The organism is Vibrio sp. MarTm2 (genome assembly GCF_027587055.1).
Taxonomy (GTDB): Bacteria; Pseudomonadota; Gammaproteobacteria; order Enterobacterales; family Vibrionaceae; genus Vibrio; species Vibrio sinaloensis_D.
The window spans coordinates 579,535-603,546 of the sequence record NZ_JAPPTK010000001.1; the positions used below are offsets into that span (position 1 = coordinate 579,535).

Annotated in this window: 22 protein-coding genes and 2 pseudogenes; 11 read left to right on the forward strand and 13 right to left on the reverse strand. The window is 45.4% G+C overall.

Annotated features, from left to right (window positions below; all coding sequences use genetic code 11):
* Positions 1-363 precede the first annotated feature (363 nt).
* Complete coding sequence (locus OH458_RS02705; RefSeq protein ID WP_269977182.1) at positions 364-3,069, forward strand: cation transporter; 2,706 nt, start codon at positions 364-366, stop codon at positions 3,067-3,069.
* 8 nt (positions 3,070-3,077) lie between these two features.
* Positions 3,078-3,518 carry a DUF411 domain-containing protein gene (locus OH458_RS02710; protein WP_269977183.1) on the forward strand — a complete coding sequence of 147 codons (441 nt, stop codon included), beginning with the start codon at positions 3,078-3,080 and terminating at the stop codon, positions 3,516-3,518.
* A 56-nt stretch (positions 3,519-3,574) separates the two neighbouring features.
* Here OH458_RS02710 and OH458_RS22115 read toward each other — a convergent pair.
* From OH458_RS22115 to htpG, 5 genes and pseudogenes are all read right to left on the reverse strand, one after another.
* A pseudogene (locus tag OH458_RS22115) lies at positions 3,575-3,979 on the reverse strand (oligogalacturonate-specific porin KdgM family protein); the annotation flags it as partial.
* 71 nt (positions 3,980-4,050) lie between these two features.
* A pseudogene (locus OH458_RS22120) lies at positions 4,051-4,270 on the reverse strand (oligogalacturonate-specific porin KdgM family protein); the annotation flags it as partial.
* 466 nt (positions 4,271-4,736) lie between these two features.
* Entirely contained in the window at positions 4,737-5,693 is a 957-nt protein-coding gene (hemH, locus tag OH458_RS02720) for a ferrochelatase (RefSeq protein WP_269977184.1), read from the reverse strand.
* A gap of 131 nt (positions 5,694-5,824) precedes the next feature.
* Positions 5,825-6,469 carry an adenylate kinase gene (gene adk / locus OH458_RS02725; protein ID WP_005474729.1) on the reverse strand — a complete coding sequence of 215 codons (645 nt, stop codon included), beginning with the start codon at positions 6,467-6,469 and terminating at the stop codon, positions 5,825-5,827.
* A gap of 307 nt (positions 6,470-6,776) precedes the next feature.
* A complete protein-coding gene (htpG, locus tag OH458_RS02730) occupies positions 6,777-8,681 on the reverse strand; it encodes a molecular chaperone HtpG (protein ID WP_269977185.1) in 1,905 nt (634 codons plus the stop codon).
* A 262-nt stretch (positions 8,682-8,943) separates the two neighbouring features.
* Here htpG and OH458_RS02735 point away from each other — a divergent pair, with 262 nt between their 5' ends.
* From OH458_RS02735 to OH458_RS02750, 4 genes are read left to right on the forward strand one after another with little or no spacing between them, the layout of a single operon-like run.
* Complete coding sequence (locus tag OH458_RS02735; RefSeq protein WP_269977186.1) at positions 8,944-9,807, forward strand: winged helix-turn-helix domain-containing protein; 864 nt, start codon at positions 8,944-8,946, stop codon at positions 9,805-9,807.
* 11 nt (positions 9,808-9,818) lie between these two features.
* A complete protein-coding gene (locus tag OH458_RS02740; RefSeq protein ID WP_005474725.1) occupies positions 9,819-10,352 on the forward strand; it encodes a regulatory protein ToxS in 534 nt (177 codons plus the stop codon).
* A 42-nt stretch (positions 10,353-10,394) separates the two neighbouring features.
* Positions 10,395-11,150, forward strand: coding sequence for a sulfite exporter TauE/SafE family protein (locus OH458_RS02745; RefSeq protein WP_269977187.1), 756 nt, complete (start codon positions 10,395-10,397; stop codon positions 11,148-11,150).
* A gap of 12 nt (positions 11,151-11,162) precedes the next feature.
* Positions 11,163-11,441, forward strand: coding sequence for a SelT/SelW/SelH family protein (locus OH458_RS02750; RefSeq protein ID WP_005474717.1), 279 nt, complete (start codon positions 11,163-11,165; stop codon positions 11,439-11,441).
* A gap of 27 nt (positions 11,442-11,468) precedes the next feature.
* On the opposite strand, the gene yfcE is transcribed toward OH458_RS02750, so the two are convergent.
* From yfcE to OH458_RS02775, 5 genes are read right to left on the reverse strand one after another with little or no spacing between them, the layout of a single operon-like run.
* Complete coding sequence (gene yfcE, locus OH458_RS02755) at positions 11,469-12,017, reverse strand: phosphodiesterase (protein WP_269977188.1); 549 nt, start codon at positions 12,015-12,017, stop codon at positions 11,469-11,471.
* Positions 12,018-12,057: 40 nt separating this feature from the next.
* On the reverse strand, positions 12,058-12,471 hold the full coding sequence (locus OH458_RS02760; protein WP_269977189.1) for a CBS domain-containing protein: 414 nt from the start codon (positions 12,469-12,471) through the stop codon (positions 12,058-12,060).
* Positions 12,468-12,818, reverse strand: coding sequence for a P-II family nitrogen regulator (locus tag OH458_RS02765; RefSeq protein ID WP_005474733.1), 351 nt, complete (start codon positions 12,816-12,818; stop codon positions 12,468-12,470). Before OH458_RS02765 ends, OH458_RS02760 begins: the two co-directional genes overlap by 4 nt.
* The gene (locus OH458_RS02770) at positions 12,808-13,602 is read right to left on the reverse strand and encodes a DUF1538 domain-containing protein (RefSeq protein ID WP_005474773.1); all 795 of its coding nucleotides are present in this window, start codon (positions 13,600-13,602) and stop codon (positions 12,808-12,810) included. The genes OH458_RS02765 and OH458_RS02770 overlap by 11 nt, the downstream gene beginning before the upstream one ends.
* Entirely contained in the window at positions 13,599-14,333 is a 735-nt protein-coding gene (locus OH458_RS02775; protein WP_269977190.1) for a DUF1538 domain-containing protein, read from the reverse strand. Before OH458_RS02775 ends, OH458_RS02770 begins: the two co-directional genes overlap by 4 nt.
* A gap of 225 nt (positions 14,334-14,558) precedes the next feature.
* Here OH458_RS02775 and OH458_RS02780 point away from each other — a divergent pair, with 225 nt between their 5' ends.
* The 5 genes from OH458_RS02780 to OH458_RS02800 all read left to right on the forward strand — a co-directional run bounded on the left by OH458_RS02780 (position 14,559) and on the right by OH458_RS02800 (position 19,041).
* Complete coding sequence (locus OH458_RS02780) at positions 14,559-15,473, forward strand: TIGR01777 family oxidoreductase (RefSeq protein ID WP_269977191.1); 915 nt, start codon at positions 14,559-14,561, stop codon at positions 15,471-15,473.
* 44 nt (positions 15,474-15,517) lie between these two features.
* Positions 15,518-16,345 carry an SDR family oxidoreductase gene (locus tag OH458_RS02785; RefSeq protein ID WP_269977395.1) on the forward strand — a complete coding sequence of 276 codons (828 nt, stop codon included), beginning with the start codon at positions 15,518-15,520 and terminating at the stop codon, positions 16,343-16,345.
* A 305-nt stretch (positions 16,346-16,650) separates the two neighbouring features.
* Positions 16,651-17,505 carry a thioredoxin family protein gene (locus tag OH458_RS02790; protein ID WP_269977192.1) on the forward strand — a complete coding sequence of 285 codons (855 nt, stop codon included), beginning with the start codon at positions 16,651-16,653 and terminating at the stop codon, positions 17,503-17,505.
* 151 nt (positions 17,506-17,656) lie between these two features.
* Positions 17,657-18,580, forward strand: a complete 924-nt coding sequence (locus OH458_RS02795; RefSeq protein WP_269977193.1) for an SPFH domain-containing protein — start codon at positions 17,657-17,659, stop codon at positions 18,578-18,580.
* An 8-nt stretch (positions 18,581-18,588) separates the two neighbouring features.
* Positions 18,589-19,041: an NfeD family protein gene (locus tag OH458_RS02800; RefSeq protein ID WP_005474709.1), complete on the forward strand. Its 453-nt coding sequence runs from the start codon at positions 18,589-18,591 to the stop codon at positions 19,039-19,041.
* 547 nt (positions 19,042-19,588) lie between these two features.
* Here the strand turns inward: OH458_RS02800 and OH458_RS02805 are convergent.
* The 3 genes from OH458_RS02805 to ligA form a co-directional block, all read right to left on the reverse strand.
* Entirely contained in the window at positions 19,589-19,951 is a 363-nt protein-coding gene (locus OH458_RS02805) for a DUF2799 domain-containing protein (protein WP_269977194.1), read from the reverse strand.
* Positions 19,952-20,035: 84 nt separating this feature from the next.
* Positions 20,036-21,424 carry a multidrug transporter gene (locus OH458_RS02810; protein ID WP_269977195.1) on the reverse strand — a complete coding sequence of 463 codons (1,389 nt, stop codon included), beginning with the start codon at positions 21,422-21,424 and terminating at the stop codon, positions 20,036-20,038.
* Positions 21,425-21,917: 493 nt separating this feature from the next.
* Entirely contained in the window at positions 21,918-23,927 is a 2,010-nt protein-coding gene (gene ligA, locus OH458_RS02815; RefSeq protein WP_269977196.1) for an NAD-dependent DNA ligase LigA, read from the reverse strand.
* Between the last annotated feature and the right edge of the window lie 85 nt (positions 23,928-24,012).

Here is a 24,012-nt window from a genome sequence, read left to right on the forward strand (position 1 = left end):
GAAATCAAAGCAAAAATAGTCTGCTCTAGTTCAAAATCAAAAAAGAACAACAAACAAAAAACCTTTATATACAGATATTTAGGAGCATTGTTTTTTTAGACAAAAACGTCAATTTAGATTACTAGCGATTAAACAAGCACGTAGTCAGACGAATTCGTTATGGCGATCACGCAACTTTTTTGTTGTTTTACGGAACTTTAGAAAACACAGAATAAATCTTTGAAATTGCTCGCATAAAAATAGGTCAACTCTTTCACAGCTTGAAGCAAAATTGACGTTTTTAATGGAGGAACTGAATACTTGACCTTCCCCTTGCGGTAAGGTTTATTCTCAGTAAACGTTGATGGTTTAGAGAATAAAATTATGCTTCGATTTGATATTCCGCTGCATGGGCTTAACTGTATGGGCTGCGCTAGAAAAGTAGAGAAGGCTTTGGTTGAACAACATAAAGCAGTGATCACCGATCTCTCCCCTCATCGAGTCGAGTTTGAAAGTGAAAGCTCGTTTGATGAGGTGAATCAATCGATTGAAGCCCTATCCTATCGCTCCGGCTATCACCACCACCTTTCTTTAAGTGGCCTCAACTGCGGTAAGTGTGTTGCCAAGCTTGAGGCCGCGCTCTATGAACACCCGCTCGTGGCTACATTCTCTGCAAATAAAACGGAGCTGACTCTTCACACCGCCTTGACTCAATCGGATGTCATTGAGTTGGTTAAGCAGTTAGGCTATCAGGCACAGCAATGGGAAGAGACTATAAAGGAAGAACAACACGTCGCGATCGATTCCTCTTCTTCTACCTATTCTGAAGAGATCTCACAGGAAGCACAGAACACATCCACTACCCATCTGCTTATCAATGGGATGACCTGCGCTAGCTGTGTCGCATCGGTTGAAAAAGCATTACTGGCCGTAGACGGTGTGACCAAAGCGCAAATAAACCTCGCAGAGCAAAGTGCTTTGGTAATGGCAACTCGTCGCAATGAGGAACTGAACGCGCAATTGATCACCTCAGTGACACTCGCTGGCTATCAAGCCGAAATCATTGAAGACCTAGATGTACAACAGCAAAAGCAGATAGAACAACAAGAAGCGTTAAAAAGCCACCACAAAAAGAATGCCTGGCATGGCATGCTGATCGGCGCCCCACTGATGCTATGGGGAGTGTTCGGTGGCAATATGATGATCCGCAATAGTCAGGATCAATTCGCTTGGGCAATCGTCGGGGTTGTTTGCCTATGGTTGCTGGCAATGGCAGGACGTAGCTTTTTTACTAACGCTTGGCAAGCACTGACCCACAAGCGCGCAACGATGGACACTCTGGTTGCATTGGGTACAGGAGCAGCTTGGCTATTTTCTATGTTGGTCGTGCTCGTCCCAAGTTGGTTCCCAGTATCATCACGCCATGTCTATTTTGAAGCCAGTGCGATGATCGTTGGTCTCATCTCTCTAGGCCACTATATTGAAGCGAAAGCAAAAGCGAAAACCACGCAGTCATTGCAAGCGCTGATTAACCTTCAACCTAATGAAGCGACAGTCGTCACCGAAAACGGAGATGCTGTCATTTCGATCAAAAATATTACCGCAGGAATGATGTTGCGCATTAAGCCCGGCGAGAAAGTGCCTGTCGATGGCACAGTTGTGTCTGGCGAGTCATACGTTGATGAATCGATGCTGACAGGAGAGCCGATTCCTTGCCATAAAGCTCAAGGGCAGTTTGTCTCTGCGGGAACCATTAACCAAGACGGAACACTACTTATAGAAGCAAACAGTGTCGGCAGTAACACCATGCTATCTCGAATCATTTCAATGGTGAGAGAAGCACAAAGCAGTAAGCCTGCCATCGCTAAGCTCGCAGACCAAATCTCTTCAATCTTTGTACCTGTCGTCGTTGCCATCGCTTTGGTATCTGCGGCCATTTGGTATTTTGTCGGTCCTGATCCGAAAGCCAGCTATATGCTTGTCGTCGCGACAACCGTATTGATCATCGCATGCCCATGTGCGCTAGGATTGGCAACACCATTGTCGGTGACCGTCGGTGTGGGCAAAGCGGCCGAGCTAGGAATTTTAATCAAAGATGCTGATGTCCTTCAGTCCGCAAGCCAAATCAATACTGTGGTATTCGATAAAACAGGGACATTGACGCAAGGAAAGCCGACAGTTCAGCATGTCTTTGCAACCAACAATAATAGTGAGTGGTTACTCTCACTCGCGGGCTCACTGGAAAGACACTCCGAGCACCCTCTTGCGAAAGCGATCGTCCACGAAGTAACGAATAGAAACCTTCAATTTGAGGAGGTCGATAACTTTCAAAACCTGCGCGGAAAAGGCGTTACGGCTCAACTAAAAGGTCAGAAATTGTCTGCGGTATCTTTGCCGGTAGCACAGCAACAGGGTTGGGATTTAACTCAATGTGAGACATCCATTGTCGAGTGCAACTCGAAAGCCTGGACACCCATCATTGTTTCCCTAGATGAGCAGGTACTTGGATTGATCGCAATTTCAGATCCAATCAAAGAGGACGCGGCAGCCGCAATCCAAGCATTGAAAAGCATCCAGATAACGCCTGTTATGCTGACGGGCGACAATCATAACGTTGCCTCTGCGATAGCCAATCAGTTAGGGATTGAGCAAGTGATCTCGCAAGTATTACCTGATGAGAAAGCGCAGCATATCGCTGATTTACAAGCACAAGGTATGCGTGTTGCTATGATCGGCGACGGTGTCAATGATGCACCAGCCTTGGCTTTGGCCGATATCGGTATCGCAATGGGAAGCGGAAGTGACGTCGCCATTGAAAGCGCACAGATGACTCTGCTCAACTCTTCTCCATTTGCTGTGGTCAATGCGATTGAATTATCAAAGGCCACAGTGAAAAACATGAAACAAAACTTGTTTGGCGCCTTTGTTTATAACTCCCTTGGCATCCCTGTCGCTGCGGGTGTGCTTTACCCAGCGTTTGGATTTTTACTTAGCCCCGTTGTCGCTGGAGCTGCCATGGCAATGTCTTCGATTACCGTTGTCAGCAATGCAAATCGTCTAAGATTATTTAAAGCGTCTTCTCGCTTGTAGAGGTTACTATGAAAAGAAAACTAATTGCTCTTACCACTCTTGCTCTAATGTCTGGCCACCTTCTCGCGGCCGATGTGCTTAACCATAAGTCCCCTTACTGCGGTTGCTGTACGGAGTGGACAAAACATATGCAAGAAGCTGGGTTTAATGTCGAAGAAAAACTGCATGAAAACATGAATCCTATTAAACAGAAGTTAGGGGTAAAACCGGAACTGGCGTCTTGCCATACAGCCGAAATTAATGGTTTTGTGTTTGAAGGCCATATTCCAGCAGACGACATCAAAGCTTTCCTCGACAACCCGCCAAAAAATGCAAAAGGCTTGGCGGTACCCGGAATGCCAATGGGATCGCCGGGTATGGAGTACGGAGATAAGAAAGACGAGTACTCTGTCTACGCATTCAATGAGAAAGGCCAAGTCTTTGAGTATCGCCACTACAAAGGGAACTAACAGCAAAGCCCAGCATGACTGCTGGGCTTTTTGTTAAAGGACAGTATTAAAGTTCTTTAGAAGCCGTATGAAGCACCGAAAACAAAAGCATTGTTCTCATTGTCTGCTTGATTGCGGTACTCAAAATACGGTTGGACACCTTTACGCGTCCATGTTGCGCGAAGCTCGTGGTCCATAACGGACGCATCAATCATGTAAACGTTATTGTAGCTAAGCGCCAGCTCTTCATTCACCGTGTAAGCAATGCGGTTGTCCATGCGGAAATCAGTATCGTTATCCGCATCCGTTGCATCGATATGAGCACGGGTACGGTTGCTAATCGATAGACCGTTGTCAAAGTTGTAGCCAATTTTAACTAGCGGACGGTATTGAACACTCTCACCTTCAGACAAGAGATGTTGGTAACCTGCTGCTACCCACAAGTTATCGGTAATATTGTACGACTGCTCACCACCAATGGTGACATAGGCGCTTGAAGAGCTACCGTTGGTGTAAATTGGGTTGTCGGCTGTGCCCACATTTTCACGCTCAGTTGATAAGTCCCCTAACTGGATGCCATCGAATTCGGTGTAAACCGTAAAACCACCAATCGAGTTATCAAACGTATGACCTGCTTCTAATGTAGATGTCACATCTGAGCCATGTAGATCATCGGAATGAAACTGTACGTTACCTGTTACATATGAAGAACCCGCGAATGCAGTAGAAGCGAAAGCAAGAGAAAGCGCACTTAAAGTAAATAGTTTTTTCATGAAAATCTGCCTTAATCATTAAAGTTAGCCGCGGTTCTTATTTGGGTAATTCATCACCTCAGACCGCAAAGAAGAGTTGCCTCCCTGGCTTGATGGGTATCTTGGCGGATTAAATTTACGATAAAAAATAAATCAAAACTTTGTGCGATCTGCTTCACTGTCAAAAAGAAAAAACTAATTTAACACCTATAATTCAGTCACTTAAAAACTCCTAAATAAAACTATAGTGATTCGCGTCACGCATTTAGGTGGTTAGTGATCAAAATTCGTTATCTGCGGCACACCGAATTTAGCTTTCACTTAATTTTCAATAATAATAATTCGATCTCGATCACTGAATAATCACGTCTATCAATAGCTGATTTGGCGCGTTAATTTGGACTTGGACAGACATTTCAACGTATCTAGACGGCTCAATAACAAAAAAAGCTGCCTTTTAGGCAGCTTCTCGTTGATAACAATAGAATTAGCGTGAGACTAAATCTGACATCATCTCAATATGTCGATCATCATCATTCAGACATGGAATATAAGTAAAGCGCTCGCCACCATGTTCGGTAAAAATCTCCAAACATTGTTCCGAAATCTCTTCTAGCGTTTCTAAGCAATCCGAAGAAAACGCTGGTGCCATGATATCGAGCTTCTTAACACCTTTGGCAGGAAGCTTCTCCAATGTTTTATCGGTATAAGGCTGCAACCACTCTTCTCGCCCAAAACGTGACTGGTAGGTCATACCAATTTGTTCACTGCTTAGACCTAGCTCTTTCCCGAGTAGCTCTGTCGTGCGCTCACAGTGCTGAGGATAAATATCTCCGTTGTCAGCATAGCGCTTCGGAATGCCGTGATAAGAGCATAGCAAGTAATCCCCTTGGCCATTTTTCTCCCACGAACGCTTTACGCTCTCCGCCAGTGCCTTGATGTATAAAGGATGGTCATGATAATCACGAACAAATCGGTACTGAGGCATAACCGGAATGGCCTTGAACGCTTTGGTTAAGCCATCGGAAACCGCAGCCGTGGTTGTTCCAGAATATTGCGGGTAGAGTGGCAATACCGTGATTTCCTCTACGCCGCGCGCAAGCAAAGCTTCAACGCCAGTCTGCAAACTTGGATTTCCATAAGTCATCCCAAGCTCCACAGGCATATCGAGTTGCTTTTCTAGCTTACTAGCCTGACGTTGGGAATAAACCATCAAAGGAGAACCCTCGTCCATCCAAACCGTTTGGTACAGTTTCGCAACTTTTGGTGAGCGTATTGGCAATATCACACCGTGCAGAATCGGACACCACAACCAACGAGTCATATCAACCACACGATGGTCATGCAAAAACTGACTTAAAAAGCGTTTCACTGCAGGAGCTGTAGGTTCATCTGGCGTGCCTAAATTGACCAACAGCACACCTTGTTTTTTATTGTTCTGCATAACTTCCTATCTACACTTAAATGGTTCTTTACGGAAAGAAGATCGTTAAAGATCAACCTAATAAGCAAAAAAAAGCGACCCTATTGGGCCGCCTTCACTATAACAAATTTTCAAAAATCGCGGTTAGCAATTTATGCTAGTGCTTTCTCGATATCTGCACTTACTTCTGCAACTTGCTTAGTACCGTCGAATTTCAAGTACTTGGTGTTACCTGCTTCTGCTTCTTTACCGTAGTAGTTGATAAGTGGAGCAGTTTGCTCGTGGTATACACCTAGACGAGCGCGAACAGTTTCTTCTTTGTCGTCATCACGAACAACAAGATCTTCGCCAGTCACGTCATCTTTACCTTCCACTTTAGGTGGGTTGTAAACAATGTGGTAAGTACGGCCTGAAGCCAAGTGAGCACGACGACCCGCCATACGTTCAACAATCACGTCATCAGCGACATCGAATTCAATCACGTAGTCTACATCAACGCCCATCTCTTTTAGACCATCAGCCTGAGGGATTGTGCGTGGGAAGCCATCTAGCAAGAAACCTTTTTCACAGTCATCTTGAGCGATACGCTCTTTGATTAGACCAAGGATAATTTCATCAGAAACTAGCTGACCAGCGTCGATTACAGCTTTAGCTTGTTTGCCAAGTTCTGTACCTGCTTTGATAGCAGCACGCAGCATGTCACCAGTAGAGATTTGCGGAATACCGTATTTTTCCATGATGAAATTAGCTTGTGTGCCTTTACCTGCACCTGGAGCACCTAGAAGAATGATGCGCATGTTGAATCCTCTTAAGAAAATGATGATTTATACCGAAGCTCACTATGACTGACTTTGTCACGCTTCAAGGTAAGTTTCGGTATAACGGTTCAAACGTTTAACAATAAAACAGGCGTGCACATTACACGCCCGTTCGCTTCGTTTCAAGATTGCATTCTATCATACAATACTTTGTCGAAGCGTGAATTTAGACTAAAGAATGCTTAAACACTCACACTTAATGGCGATTTATAAGCGTTTTATTCACGATAAGCGCAAATAAATTAAAAAGCCCGCAAGTTGCGAGCTTTTCATTGATTTTAGCGTGTTAGCCCTTAGTCAAAAGCGAGTTGATTGCACCTAAGAACTGAGATGGATCGGCCATCGAGCCACGCTCAGCGAGCATTGCTTGACCAAGTAGCACTTCCACCCAACGACCAAAGGCCTCTTCATCCGCTTCGTCCGCCATTTGCTTAACCAGCGCATGCTCTGGGTTAATCTCGAAAATGTACTTCACTTCTGGGGCTGCTTGACCTGCAGCTTCAAGAAGCTTCGCCATCTGCGTTCCCATTTCAAAGTCATCGGTGACAACCACAGCTGGTGTTGACGCAAGCTTGAACGTCGTACGAACTTCTTTCACGCGATCGCCCAAGTACGCTTTCGTGCGTTCCACAACAGATTTAAACTCTTCTTCCGTCTCTTTCTGCTTTTCTTTTTCCGCTTCGTCTTCGAACTTGCTGAGATCAAGACCCGCTTTCGTGATCGACTGGAACTGCTTGCCGTCAAACTCAGTCAGGTAGTTCATCAACCACTCATCGATGCGATCAAACATTAGAACCACTTCGATGCCTTTGGCTTTGAATTGCTCCAAGTGAGGACTATTCTTCGCCGCCGCGTAACTGTCTGCTGTGAGGTAGTAGATCTTGTCTTGACCTTCTTTCATGCGCTCAACATAAGACGAAAGGCTCACGGTTTGCTCAGCAGAGTCTACCTCTGTAGAAGCGAAACGCAGTAGACCAGCCACTTTTTCTTTGTTGGCCATGTCTTCTGCTGGACCTTCTTTTAGTACAAGCCCGAACTCTTTCCAGAATGATTGATACTTCTCTTCATCATTCTTCGCCATACGCTCTAGCATCGTCAGTACGCGCTTAGTACACGCGTTACGTAACGACTGTGTGACTTTGTTGTCTTGCAGAATCTCACGCGAAACGTTCAGCGGTAGATCGTTTGAATCAATCAAACCACGAACAAAACGCAAGTATGACGGCATAAACTGCTCAGCGTCGTCCATGATAAATACGCGCTGAACGTACAATTTAAGGCCCGATTTATGATCACGGTTCATCATATCCCACGGGGCTTTCGATGGGATGTACAGTAGGCTCGTGTAGTCGTTTTTACCTTCTACGCGGTTGTGGCTCCACACTAGCGGATCGGCAAAATCATGGGAAACATGCTTATAAAACTCTTGGTATTCTTCGTCGGTAATGTCTGACTTGTTGCGAGTCCAAAGCGCTTGAGCCTTGTTGATTTGCTCCCACTTTTTCTCACCCGTTTCTTTTCCTTCATCATCGCGCTCTGCTGTTTGAATCGAAACCGGGATACCAATGTGATCTGAGTATTTGCTGATCACTTCACGTAGGCGCCACTCATTAAGGAACTCTTTGCCCTCTTCGCGCATGTGCAGGATGATGTCAGTACCACGAGACGCTTTGGAAATATCTTCGATGGTGTATTCACCTTCACCCGCCGAGTGCCACTGAACACCTTGCTCAGCCTCTAAACCTGCAGCGCGAGTGCGGACAGTTACCGCATCCGCAACGATGAACGCTGAGTAAAAACCAACACCGAATTGACCGATAAGTTGCGAGTCTTTCGATTGGTCTTCAGACAGCTTTGAGAAGAACTCCGCCGTACCAGATTTAGCAATTGTGCCCAAATGTTCAATCACGTCTTCACGGCTCATGCCGATGCCGTTGTCAGAGATGGTTAGCGTATTAGCATCTTCATCAAAAGACAGCTTTACGCCTAGGTCTGCATCACCTTGGTAAAGCTCAGGGTTAGACAAGGCTTGAAAACGCAGCTTGTCGGATGCATCCGATGCGTTAGAAATCAACTCACGTAGGAAAATCTCTTTGTTTGAGTAAAGAGAATGAATCATCAGGTGAAGTAACTGTTTGACTTCAGATTGAAAACCACGAGTTTCTTTGTTTTGTGTTGCTGTTTCGCTCATGTTCGCTCCATTACACCTATACCAATCAACCCTCTCGGTCTTGGAGAGGTTTTGACAAAGTTAATCTGCAAGTTAACATGAGGGTGACAAATGTAAATTCAAGGTCAAAATAGATAAAAACAGTGTTTTTTTACTTCAAACTTGACTATCCTTGTACCCCGAAAAAATCAAAAAAACTAAAAATCAGTCATACTCTCGACTTGTACACCGCCCCAACGGTGAAATTACTTACCTGAAACTTCAATAATAATGGCCGAAATTGATGAGCAATATAGGTACTAAGTTCAATTTAGCGAACCGATTCACGTTCGATCCAAATACTAATTCTCTTATCGATAGAGAGTGTGAAGACGAGCTCATTCGCTTAGGCAGTAACGAAAGTAGAATCTTGCTTCTACTGTGCGAGAAACCCAATGAAGTGATCTCTCGTAACGACCTGCATGACTTTGTATGGCGCAGACAAGGTTTTGAAGTGGATGACTCGAGCCTAACTCAGGCGATATCCACACTGCGTAAACTGCTAAAAGACTCGACTAAATCTCCTCAGTATGTGAAAACCGTGCCAAAACGCGGCTACCAATTGATCACAAGTGTCGAGCGAACCACTCCGTTGATGAGTGGCGAAAACCAAGCCGAAACTCTCCCTCCAGAGTCAACAGACGTTGGTTTAGAAGCGGTTGAAGAGTCAACGCTTCAAGAGAGTCTAACCGTTACGGAAGAAAACAGTGTCACGCCTCCTGCGGCAACTGCGCCTGCAGTGACACCGAAAAGCAAACTCATCAGTCGTATTGTCATCCTATTGGCGCTGTTTTTGCCACTCAGCGTGGTATTACTGACCAACCCTGCAGAGTCCAAATTCCGCCAAATTGCCGTGTTTGACAACACCACGATAAAGACGCCAATTAACCATCCTGACCTAACCAGTTGGTATCCGTCGATTGAGCAATGTGTCAAAAGATACAACGAGACTCATACAGAAGCACTTGCACCGATTGAAGTGATTGCAACTGGTGGTCAAAACAACCAGTTGGTGTTGAATTACATTCACTCACTTGAACATTCAGGTGAAAACATCACACTGCGTATTTTCGCTGAACAAAAAGATCTCGGTAAAGTTTGCCAATAGGATATATGACGATGAATCAAAAATTAGCCGCAGGCCTACTGGTTGTTTCCGCTCTTTTTAGCAGTTGGCTCTATTGGGGAAGCGACCTCAAAGTTGAACAAGTTCTGACTTCTAAAGAATGGCAGTCAAAAATGGTGACCGTGATTGCAACGCCGCTTCAAGAGCAACAAGAAGAGTCTGTTGGACCTCTGCGAAAAGCGGATGTGACGTCTAATGTGAAGTACCTGCCTAACCAAACTTACATTCGCGTTTCAACCGTTCGCCTGTTTGCAGACGATAGCGACATAGAAGAAAACGACGTCGTGATCAATATTTCTGAAACCGGAGAGTGGGATATCAGTGACAACTATTTGTTGGTGAATCCAATAGAGTTTAAAGACATCTCTGCCGCTCAAAGCAAAGAGTTCACGCCGCAGCAGCTAGAGCTTATTACTCAGCTTTTCAAAATGGACGCCCAGCAAAGCAGACGTATCGACATCGTCAATAATAAAACACTACTATTGACCAGCTTGAGCCACGGCTCCACAGTTCTTTTCTCAAACTAACAACCAACCAAGGGGCAGGACGCCCCTTTTTGTGTAAACCTAATGGACTGGATAAACACCTTTGGCCTTTTTTGGGGCTCTTTTCTCGCCAATACACTTGCCTCACTCTCTGGTGGAGGCGCGGGTTTACTGCAATTTCCTCTACTGATATTTTTGGGGCTCCCATTCTCCGTAGCTTTAGCAACACATAAAGTGGCTAGCGTAGCACTGGGTATCGGCGCGGCTTTTACCCACATAAGAAACCGTACTTTTGACTACCGTGTCGCCCTGTATGTTGTTGCTGTTGGCAGCATTGGGGCCGTCATCGGAGCAAACATCGTCCTTTTGATTCCCACAGACATCGCCGAGACACTCCTCGGGGTGATGATATTGGCGATTGGTATTTATTCACGGTTCAAGAAGCAGCTTGGCCAGCAAGAAACGCCGATTCATCGAACCCGGACAGGTTGGTTTATAGGTGGAATAGGATTAATGATCATTGGCATAATCAATGGCTCATTAACCGCTGGGTCAGGCCTATTGGTAACCATATTTCTGGTGCGTTGGTTTGGCTACAGCTACAAACAAGCCGTTGCACTGACCTTAATCTGTGTCGGTTTGTTTTGGAATGGGGTTGGCGGACTGGCCATTGTTCAGGCTGGTGCACCAATATATTGGCCTTGGCTGCCTGTACTGCTGCTCGGCTCTTTTGCCGGCGGTAGCTTGGGAGCCTATTTAACAACTCGCTATAGCAATCAGTTTATTAAAGTGTGCTTCGAGCTGTTGACGTTTGCCATAGGCATCAAATTACTACTTTAGATGGAGAGAGAGATGGACAAAGCCATTATCGACATATTTTATTGCCGCCAGTGTAACTGGATGTTGAGATCGACATGGCTGTCACAGGAGTTGCTGCATACATTCAGTGAAGAGATCGAATCCGTCTCTCTCCATCCCGATACTGGCGGTCGGTTCGAGATCCACTGCAATGGCCAGTTGATTTGGGAGAGGAAACGAGATGGCGGCTTTCCAGAAGCCAAAGTGTTAAAGCAGCGAGTTCGAGACCTTATCGATCCCGAGCGAGATTTAGGTCACTCAGACAGTAAATAAGGCAGCCCAACGCTGCCTTAATCAACATCAGCGCAACGATACCGACGCGATTTTTTCTCCGCCAAAAGCGACAACAGAGAGCGTATCGTTCTCCAACAACCCAAAGCTCGCCACATACCCTTCACGAGGAAACGTCACTGAACCTGGATTAAAAATAAATTGCTCGCCATCTCGCATCGCAACAGGAACGTGGCTATGGCCATGGACGATTGCGTCACCACTGCGCAATGCTGGGCGTTTCGCTGCGTTATAAAGGTGTCCGTGAGTCAGAAACAGGCGTTGCCCCGACTCGAGAAGCACCCATGCATAGTCCATCATCATCGGAAACGAGAGTAGCATTTGATCCACTTCACTATCACAGTTACCGCGCACAGCGATAATACGATCTGCAAACTGGTTTAATCGCTGTGCAACTTGTGGTGGATTGTACCCTTCCGGAACAGGGTTCCTTGGGCCATGATTCAATACATCACCCAACAGAACCAAAGTTTGTGCACCAGAACGTTCAAACTCCACTAACATCTTATCAGTTGCAGGCAAACAGCCATGCAAATCAGAGGCAAAAAACAGCTTCACAACACAGTCTCCTCAAAAATAATGAGGGCATTGTACGTAATTAGCGGTTCTCCGTCATCCTAGCCATGCCGTTAATCACAATGTTGTTGTAGCTGACCATGCCGATGACTTCACCGTTATCAATCACAGGCGCGCGGCTAATGCCAAATCGCTCAAACAGCCTTGCACAATACTTCACATTCATGTCTGGAGAGACGCTGAGCGCAGGCTTTGTCATGATTTCGTATAGGTTGGTTCTTTCCGGTGAGCGGTTCTTTGCCAATACTTTTTTCGCAATGTCGTTCATCAATACCAAACCGTATTCGTCATCATCATTTCGCTTATTGACCACCAGCGCCTTAACCCGATGTTCTCTGGCTAAATCAATGCCTTCACTTACCGTCCTGAGGCCGTCAATCATGACATAATTGCTTGCCATTACATCTCTAACTCGGATCTTCTCATGACTACTCATAACTCATCCTCAACCACTTTTGTTAATTGCTCGACTTGATGTGCGACACCGACCGCGTCTTCTATATCAATCTGGACTGCAATACCTTGCCCTGACTCCTGATCGAACTCCCCCACATCGTTGATTGTTTCAAGAATATGCCGAGACAAATGCTCTTCGACCACAAACAGCAACACATCTCTTTGCACTTCTAGCGTTAAACCAAAGAAGGTGCGCTTCTTATTCAACCCCTCTCCTCTGGCATTATTAATCACCGTTGCTCCTGTCGCTCCGGCATCTCTCGCCGCATCCAAAACCTTGTCGGTTTTACTGTCTTCAACAAAAGCTAGAATCAATTTAAAGCGCATCATCGCTCTCCTCTTTCACCGACTTTTGATCCAGTCGACGAGTTAACTGGGCATAGCCCATCACGGAAATCATTGGAAAAAGGCTGGCAAAGGCAATCAAGCCAAAACCATCAATCATAGGACTTCGCCCCGGAACCGTCGATGCCAACCCCAACCCAAGAGCGGCAACTAAAGGAACCGTGACAGTGGACGTTGTTACGCCGCCAGAATCATAAGCCAGTGGCACGATAAATTTAGGGGCATAGAAGGTTTGAATCACAACCACGATGTAACCAGCAATAATGTAGTAATGGATAGGATCCCCCGCGACAATACGATAACTGCCAAGAGAAATCCCGATGGCCACGCCAAGCGCCACCGCGATCCGCAAGCCATTAACACTAATCGCCCCACCAGACACTTGATTCGCCTTGATGGCGACAGCAATAAGTGACGGCTCGGCAATCGTGGTACTAAAGCCTATACAAAAGGCAAACAAGTAGACCCAGTAATAGTCAGGCCAACTAACGCCGCTACTCTCTGATATCTTAAACTGAGACAAAAATTCGGGCGCTGTCAGCTGCACTGCCATGGTTTCGCCAAGTGGAAATAGTGCCATCTCAAGCCCAATAAGAAACAGAGACAACCCCAAGATCACATAGAGAAAGCCCAAAAGCACTTTAGCGAGGTTGTTGACGGGCTTGCGCAAAACCACAAATTGAAAACCAAAGATGATGGTGGCGATCGGAAATACATCGCGAACCGTACCGATGAAGGTGTCGATAAACTGGGAAACATCTATCATGCGATCACCATTCCATAGATCATGACAAACATCATCGGTAACAGGGAGGCAAACGCAATCAAGCCAAAGCCGTCAATCATGGGGTTACGCCCTTTGATAGCAGAGGCAAGCCCTACTCCCAATGCCGTCACCAAAGGGACTGTAATGGTCGATGTCGTGACGCCCCCTGAGTCATATGCCACCCCGATAATACTTTCTGGCGCAAACATAGTGAGAACAACGACACCAATGTAGCCGCCGATGATCATGTATTGAATCGACCAACCTTTTAAGATGCGAAGTACGCCAAGCATAATCGCGAAACCCACGGACAAAGCCACAGTAAATCGCAAGCCGTCTGCATACTGCTCCATCGCATTGGGGCTATGCTCTATCATTCCGCCTTCTGCGGCAACTTCAGCCGCTTCATCGGCGACCGCTGTCAATGCGGGCTCTGCGACAGTTGTGCCAAAACCAAGGCAAAAGGCGAACAACATAAGCCAAAAAACGCTGCCCTTGCGAGCGAACGACTGAGCCATGGACTCACCAATTGGAAACAACCCCATCTCAAGGCCAAATATAAATAGCGTCAAACCTGAAACAACCAACAGCAGCCCAACCAAAATAGACAACAAGTTTGGCAACGGCTCTTGAAGAACCAGTAGCTGAAAAAAAGCAATCACTGCAATTATGGGAAGTAAATCTCTCAAACTTCCAAGAAACGCTTTAATTAGCGCTGTCATTGCTTCCATCATGAATCCCTATCCCGAATCTTTCATCAATGATGGCAAATGAAACCGTGCTTTGGTGTGACTTACATTACGCGGAAATCAATAAACGTAACAAAATGTTAATTTTGTGATAATCGTTGTGCCGCATCAATTGGTGATCCTATTTTGTGCTAACTCGCTATAATTATTAGAATTAGTAAAAAATGGCGTTCCTATTGGTCAGCATAGGAGGAAAAGGAGATATGGATGAAAATACTACTAACCGGTGGTACAGGTTTTATTGGCAAAGAGTTACTTAAACACTTCACCACGCACGATGTAGTGTTACTCACTCGCTCGCCACAAACTGCAAAATCCATTGTCTATTTCGCTGATATGGGAAATGTCTCTTATATATCGAACCTCGATGCCTACCACGATTTGAATGAGTTTGATGCCGTCATTAACCTTGCTGGAGAACCGATTGCCGATAAGCGTTGGAGTAAAAAGCAGAAACAAGAGATTTGTGATAGCCGTTGGACGTTAACTGAAAAAATCGTTGATCTCATTCACGCGAGCACATCTCCACCATCAGTGTTTATCAGCGGCTCTGCAGTCGGCTACTACGGCGATCAACAGGAGCATCCGTTTGATGAAGCACTGCATGTCCATAATGACAGTTTTCCTCACCACGTATGCGCCAAATGGGAGACCATCGCAAACCGTGCTCGCTCCGCGTCAACCCGAGTGTGTATCTTACGCACTGGGATCGTACTGGCACCTGAAGGTGGGGCGTTAAACAAAATGCTGCTGCCTTACAAGTGCGGATTAGGTGGCCCTATTGGTAGTGGCAAGCAGTACATGCCATGGATACACATGTTGGACATGGTGAGAGCCATCGTCTATTTACTGAAAACAGAACACGCAGACGGAGAGTTCAACCTCTGCGCCCCTCACCCTGTCACCAACGCCCAGTTTAGTAAAACACTTGCCAAGTCGTTAAATCGCCCTCATTTTTTGTTTACGCCGAAATGGGTGCTCAAGCTAGCGATGGGAGAAAGCTCAACGCTTCTGTTTGATAGCCTTAGGGCAAAACCCAAAAAGCTGACAGAACTCGGCTTTCGCTTCAGTTACTCACGAATTGAACCCGCGTTGAAAAACTTGTTACAACATCATGACTAATCTTTTACTCTATCCAAGATCAAGGATAAGTAGAGTAAGAGAAACTGATGAAGACCATTTTAATCACCGGATGTTCGACTGGAATCGGGTACGTTTGTGCTCACGCATTACATCAACGTGGATACCAAGTGATTGCGTTATGCCGACAGCAAAAAGATGTACAACGGCTAAAAGAGGAAGGACTCCATTGTGTACAACTCGACCTATCCAACAGCGAGAGCATCTCTAATGGTCTGCAAGCGGCGTTAGCGATAACAGGCGGCAAGCTAGACGCTCTATTTAACAATGGCGCATATGGGCAACCGGGAGCCCTAGAAGATTTACCCACGCAAGCGCTAAGAACTCAGTTTGAAACGAATTTCTTTGGTTGGCATGAGTTGGTAACTCAAGTATTACCTATCATGCGTAAACAAGGTCACGGACGCATTGTACAAAATAGTTCTGTACTAGGATTTGCAGCCATGAAATATCGTGGCGCTTACAATGCCTCCAAGTTTGCTTTAGAAGGTTGGACCGATACCTTGAGATTAGAGCTTTGTGAGACAAATATTCACATTAGTCTGATAGAACCGGGGCCAATTGAAACTCAATTCAGAGCCAATGCGAAGAATGCCTTTCTTAAATGGGTAGATACCGAGAACAGTTACCATAAAGCAGAATATCAATCTCAATTGCAAAGGCTTGAAAACGAATCGTCCAACAACGCATTTGTGCTGCCAGCCGAATCTTGTGTTGCTCCGCTCATTCATGCGCTGGAAGCATCAACTCCCAAGATACGCTATCGCGTTACGACCCCCACAAAAGTCTTCGCCTTGTTAAAGCGTCTACTACCAACCCGAGTGCTCGATCAGATATTGCGACGAGCAGCATAAAAAATAACGAGTCGATGTAATTTTATCGTAATAATTGGACGTTATCTTAGTCACTGAAGATTGCTCTTCCACATAATTAAAGCGTTACATTCGGTAAAATAACATGACACTTAACCAACTCAACTGGATCGGTGTGGGTGTTGCGCTAACTCTGTTTATCGTTCTATAAACACCTTCGCTTGCTATTTAGTCGCAAAAACACCGCCAAATTGGCGGTGTTTTTGTATTATTCAGCCCCTTGCCTTGAAGTCTCTCTGCTGCGCCCATATCTTTCTTTGTACGAACAAAGTGCAAGGACTCTTTACATGCAATCACCATTTATTGTCGAGCTTAATGAACAGAACTTCCGCCAAGTGCTTGAAGGCTCAATGCAAACTCCCGTACTGGTGCATTTCTGGGCACCAATGAGCCAAGAAAGTGCTCAAGTGATCCCTGATCTGCAGATGCTTGCTCAGCAATACAACGGTGCCTTTACACTCGCGTTGCTTAACTGCGAACAAGAGCAAGTGATAGCGAGCCAGTTTGGCGTTCAAGCCATTCCAACCATCGCACTGTTCGTTAATGGCCAAGCCGTTGATGGCATGGGCGGACCTCAAGCTATTGAAACCATTAAAGAGATGCTTACCAAGCATCTACCTAGTCAAGATGAAATGATCCTAAAGCAAGCAAGCGAACTCATCCAAGCCGGTGACCACGCACAAGCTTTACCTTTGCTAGAAGGTTTAGATGACACCGTTAAACAAAAAGGTGACGTGAAACTCGCGTTGGCCAGTTGTTATCTAGAAACCCAGAAATTTGACCAAGCGAAATCGCTACTTGAACATATCCCACTTGAGTATCAAGACAATTTCTACAAAGGCCTCATCGCTAAACTAGAGCTGCACGCTCAAGCGGCGAATAGCCCAGAGATCCAATCGTTAGAAGCGTCTCTTAGTCAAGCGCCTGAGGATACAGACATCGCAAACAAATTAGCACTCGCCTACCACCAAGTGAACCGTGATGAAGAGGCTCTAGAGTTGCTTTGGAGTTACCTAAAAACCAACCTCAATGCGCTCGATGGTGAAGTCAAAAAATCATTTATGGATATTTTAGCGGCGCTTGGACAAGGTAACCCAATTGCGGGGAAATACCGTCGACAGCTCTACTCCATTCTTTACTAGCCGTCCATTAGCACCTTCTAAATCATGCAGTTAAAGCCGGTTTATCCGGCTTTTATTCTATCGAAACTTAGCTTTAGTTCTCATTTCTGTCATTGTTTCAAGTGGTTAAATAGGCAACAATCGACATAGATACTGATATAAGGAACTCAAAATGGCTATTGATTCGTTGATTACCATCGGTGTACTGCTCTTCGTTATCATTGCACTCATCATTGCTGCCGTGAAAACGGTCCCTCAGGGCAACAATTGGACGGTGGAACGCTTTGGGCGCTATACGCATACACTTCGTCCCGGCCTCAATATGATTATCCCTTTCATCGATGGAATTGGTCATAAGATCAATATGATGGAGCGGGTTCTCGATATTCCAGCGCAAGAGGTCATTTCAAAAGACAACGCGAACGTGACTATCGACGCCGTGTGTTTTGTTCAAGTCATTGACGCACCAAAAGCGGCCTATGAAGTAAATGACTTAGAACATGCCATCCGAAATTTAACACTCACCAACATTCGTACCGTATTAGGCTCCATGGAGCTTGATGAAATGCTGAGCCAGCGTGACCTCATAAACAGTCGCTTATTGACCATTGTTGACGATGCGACAAACCCTTGGGGCGTGAAAGTGACTCGAATTGAAATCAAAGATGTTCAGCCCCCAGCAGACCTCACTGCTGCGATGAATGCACAAATGAAAGCAGAGCGTAATAAGCGTGCTGATATTTTGGAAGCGGAAGGCGTTCGACAAGCTGAAATCCTTAAAGCGGAAGGCCACAAGCAGTCCGAGATATTAAAAGCGGAAGGGGATAAGCAAGCCGCTATACTTCAAGCAGAAGCTCGTGAACGCGCAGCAGAAGCAGAAGCGAAAGCAACCGCGATGGTTTCTGAGGCAATTTCAAAAGGTGATATGCAAGCGGTGAACTACTTTATCGCACAGGGCTATACCGATGCACTTAAATCCATTGGGCAAGCTGAAAACGGTAAGATCATCATGCTTCCTCTTGAAGCATCCGGTTTGATGGGCTCAGTGGCTGGTATTGCGGAGATGTTCAAGCATCAGTCTAAACAAGATAAGTAGAGGCGATTTTGTTCGAGTTACTTGATTCAATTAATCATTGGCACTGGTTGGCATTTGGTCTGGCACTTCTCGCAGTTGAACTGCTCGGTACCGCAGGATATTTCCTCTGGCTGGGTTTGTCAGCATTAATTGTTGGTGCTGTTTTAACGGTTGTGCCGATGAGTTGGCAACTTCAATGGACCTCATTCGGAGCTTTCTCTTTAATCACGACTTGGTTATGGTGGCGTAGGCAGTTATCACAGGACAAACGCAGTGATTCACGACGCCAGCTCAACCAAAAAGAAAAGCAGCTAATCGGTGAAGTCGTTACACTCAGTGAAGACTTTCCTTCAGGGAAAGGTCGAATCAAGCTAGGAGATACGACTTGGACTGCCAGATCAGAGACCCCTCTGCAAGCAGGCACCCAAGTTGTAGTTACCGATGTAGATGGAATCGTGCTTACCATTAAGCAAAAGAATTGAGTTTTTAAACCCGCTAAACGTAAAAAGCGCGGCAAAATGCCTCGCTTTTTTCGTTTTTACTCTACTAAGAAAAACTTACAACGAAATCAGCACAAATTAAGTGCGCTATATTTTCCCCCAACGAGCAAGACAGAATACCACCTACCCTTTCCAAACAGATTATTTCATGAACTTAGAGCGTAGTTCGCAGCAGAGTTACTAGGTTATTTATTGTCGAAAAAATTGAATTTTTCAATTATTTTTGATCTTAACTGAATTCTCACCATACTTATTGACGAACCTTGCTCTACTAAACTAATTAACTAGAGGTCTGTTATGAAATTCGTATCAATTTTGTTCGCTGCAACATTAGCAATAAGTCCGGTTCTATCTCACGCATCTCAAAATGCTGGGCATGTCTTTGGTGCAGGCATTGATTGCACGTTTAGCGACGGAAGCGTCAAACATCTTCCACGTGAGTTATGTAAAGCATATGGAGGAGAGTCCAATTAACACGCTGGAAACGCTACGAAGCTAAATTCTATATTGGCTTCGTAGCCTAGGTTTACTAAAACTTGTAAAAGTCCGCCCCCAAGAAAGCGTCCCACCCTCTTTGCCACTCAGCTTTAATCATTACTTCTTGAGGTTGCCCGTCACACTGATTCGTGTATCGCGTCCCTGCAATCCCTTTCTCAAAGGCTTTAAAAGGATCACAATAGATTTCTTTGCCCGCCTTATATCCGCTTTCATAAGCCACTTGATCGAAAGAGACTTTTTCCTTTAAATCAGCAAGCACATCATTATCATATTGGAACCCCCGAGAACCGAAACGTTCGCCCTGACCATACCAATACTCTGCAGCTGTTTTTGGTTGGCTAGTACATGCTTGTAATGCGATAAGTACAATGGCAACAAACCATATTTTTGTCATTTTAGCCTCCGGATTGAAACGAAAAAAGCTGAGCATTACGCTCAGCTTTTAGACAGTAGATTCGATTACTGGTTCAGATACTTATTACTTAACTGCGAAAGGAATAGTTAGCATAAGTTTGAAATCAGTCTCGTCTTGGAACAAGTTAGTGTAACCAGCCCAGTTTGGAGCATCTGTATCGTTGAAGTACTCAGTGTAGTAGAACGAGATGTTCGCATCTTTCAGAGCACCAGCTTGGATTGCATAGTTCGCAAAGAAGCTGTAAGCGTACTCTTTAAGGTCTTTGTAGCCTTCAGCTTCTGCACCGAAACCAAATGCACCACTTACACCTGCGCTAAAGCCTTTACCGCCGATATCAGAGAAGTCACGAGATGCAGATAGGAAACCTGCGAATTCGCCGTCGTGGTTAAAGTCAGAACGGTTGTTCCACCAGATGTCGTATGCACCATTTGAGCCACCGTATTGGCTAGTTAGGCGATAAGCCATATTACCTGATGCGCCATCAACATTAGACTCAGCTGACGTGTATGTTGCTTCCGCACGGTAAGAGTATTGGCCTGAAGCGAAAGAAGTCAGCATTGCTAGCTGGAATGCAGTGCTGTCGTACTGCTCTTCATCATCTACGATGTATAGTTGTGGAGACCAGTAAACGCCGCCGTCAGTAGTGCCTTTAACTTTGACGTGGAAGTTCTTACGCTCACCACCAGTCAATGCACCGTAACCAACATCAACAAGAATATCGTTATCGAACGTGTAACGACCACCTAGAGAGTATAATGCACCAGCATCTTCGCCATCAGTCGTTTGGAAAGTGTAAGTACGCTTGAACCAAGGAGCTTTGTACTCTTCAGCAACAACTAGACCAAGGTCGAAACCACCCACTTTCGCGCCCACTTCACCACCTAGGTATGTACCAGGAGCAAAAGACCAGTTAACGCCTAGAGAGCTTGGTACAGAAGGTTGGAAGTAACCTAGCTTAGCGGTAGCCATATCACCAAACTTGAATTTCGCTGCTGCAGTAGCAAACGAGACTCCATTGTCAGTACAATCTGCATCCCAAGTTCCTGAACAACCTGTTTCCGCTACTTTGTCGTAAGGATTGTTTACGTTCCAGAAATTCATTTCATGGTCTGGGCCACCGTTTTGCCACATATCGAATGTGCTGTAGATAACAAAGTCTGCACCCACAGTGTCAGCAACGTAACCAGAATTAAAGCCAAGGTTTGCAAACACAGAACCGTGGTCTAAGTTTGTAGTTTTTTCAGTATCAGAACCATTTGCGTTCACATTGCCGCGAACACGATCACGCATGAAGAAGTTCACGTTACCGCTGATTGCTGACTCACCGAAAAATTGTGAAACCGCACCTGCGTAATCTGGGCCCAAGTTATCTTGGTTAGCCATAGCCGGAGCCGCTGCGATTGCTCCTACTAGTGCTGCTGTAATTGCAGATACTTTAAACATTTTGTCCATGGAAAAACTCCTAAAAATGGATATAGCTGTTTTTTCTTTTTTCTCACCTTAAGTTGGCCGCCGAAGGGAGAACTCATTTCCTATGTTGAAAACCGCAAATTAACCTTAATCTTTGATTTTCTATTTCCTGCATACACACTGTGTATCCATGCACTTAGACTAACTTCGCGAAGCAAAACATCAATGAGAACTTTCTTTTCATCTAAAAAAATATGACCCGCTACAAATTTTTATAGCCTTAGTGATCGTGATCTCCATTAAACAGAACGAAAGACTCAATAAAACAAAAAGCACTTTAAATACAATGAATTAAAAATAAAAATAACTAAAATCATATTGAAGTGCATCGCACTTTATTAAGTTAGAAGCTCGAATTTAATTTTATTTGAAGATGATCACTGACGATAAATCTCATTTTTAAAAGGCTCAGACACTAGTTATTTCAAGACAAAAAAAAGCCACCTAATGGTGGCTTTCACGTTATTTTTCATATTTATAACAGGTCAATAAGATCCTGCTCAGTTCGAATTTCCACGCCCAATTCTTGAGCCTTCGACAACTTTGAGCCCGCATTTTCGCCAGCGAAAAGAATGTCTGTTTTTTTCGACACACCGCCAGTCACTTTTGCTCCTAAATTTTGTAGAGCCGCTTTGGCATCATTTCGAGACAACTGAGATAGGCTACCTGTTAATACCACTGTTTTTCCAGCAAGTGGCTGAGGAACATCCTCGCCTTTCTCTTCAATATCAGGCCAACATATTCCCTGTGCAATTAAATCGTCAATAACATTCTGGTTGTTATCTTGGGCAAAAAAGGCCGTGATGTGACTCGCCACAATATCGCCAATATCAGGAACCGCAATCAACTGCTCATGACTTGCCGCTTTAATCGCATCAAGCGTTTTAAAGTGCAGCGCCAAATTTGCAGCCGTCGCTTCGCCAACTTCACGAATACCCAGCGAGTATAAAAAGCGTGCCAATGTGGTCTCTTTTGCTTTTGCCAGAGCATCAACCACATTCTGTGCAGACTTCGGCCCCATACGGTCGAGCACAGTAATAATTCCCGCCGAGAGCTTGAATAAATCAGCAGGTGTCTCGACCATCTCTCGGTCTACCAACTGCTCGATGACTTTGACCCCTAGTCCATCAACGTCCAACGCTTTTCGCGAAACAAAATGCTTCAACGCTTCTTTGCGTTGCGCCTGACAGACAAGACCACCCGAGCATCGTGCAACAGCCTCACCCTCAACGCGCTCTACTTGCGAATCACACACAGGGCACTGAGAAGGGAACACAATCTCTCTCGCGTCATCAGGACGACGCTCAGCCACGACAGAAACTATCTGTGGGATAACGTCACCCGCTCGGCGTATTACGACACTGTCTCCAATATTTACGCCTAGGCGAGCAATTTCATCCGCATTGTGCAGCGTGGCATTACTTACCGTCACACCACCTACAAACACTGGCTCCAGTTTCGCCACTGGTGTTATTGCGCCTGTACGACCGACTTGAAACTCGACATCGTTCAGTAGAGTAATTTCTTCTTGCGCAGGAAATTTATACGCAATGGCCCAGCGAGGCGCTCTCGCAACAAAACCAAGGCGCTCTTGAAGTTCAATCGAATCTACTTTGATAACCACGCCGTCAATTTCGTAGGCGAGTTGGTCACGACGCTGCAATATGTCTTTGTAGTAAGCTTTAACATCATCCAAGCTCTCAACCTGACGAGTCTCAGGGCACATTGGTAACCCCCAAGATTTCAACTGCAAAAAACGCTCATAGTGACTTTTGGACAATGCCGCGCCTTCAACCACGCCCACACTGTACGCATAAAAGCTAAGCGGTCGTTTCGCAGTAATTCTAGAATCGAGCTGACGTAAGCTGCCCGCAGCGGCGTTACGCGGGTTCACAAACACTTTTTCACCTTTTTTCAAAGCGTGTTCGTTGAGCTTTTCAAACCCTGCCTTAGGCATAAAAACTTCACCACGCACTTCAATACGCGCTGGCCATCCTTCACCACATAGTTTCAAAGGAATCGCTTTAATGGTTCGCACGTTTTCTGTGATGTTTTCACCTGTTGCGCCATCACCTCGAGTCGCCGCTTGGACCAAAACGCCATTTTCATAGAGTAAGCTCACCGCAAGACCATCAAGTTTAGGCTCACAACAAAATGCCTCAACCGAGCTGCCCGCTACGCGGTCCAGCATACGCTTGTGGAAAGCGTTCAATTCATCATCATCAAAAGCATTATCGAGAGACAGCATCGGGATTTCGTGAGCCACAGGGGTAAAACCATCCAACGGAGCTCCCCCCACTCGCTGACTTGGAGAATCAACTGAGATCAGATCAGGGTTTTGCGCTTCTAGCTCAATCAACTCTCTCATCAAACGGTCGTATTCCGCGTCGGGGATTTCCGGAGCATCCTCGACGTAGTACTTAATACCGTGATAATGCAGGCTCTCACGTAACTGATTGAGTTTTTCTTGAATCTGTTGCGACATAACTAACTCTGATTATAAATAGGTTGGAATCACGTACCGCATTGCAAAGCGGTGAAATGTTTGGCCATCTAGTATGGCGAGGCAT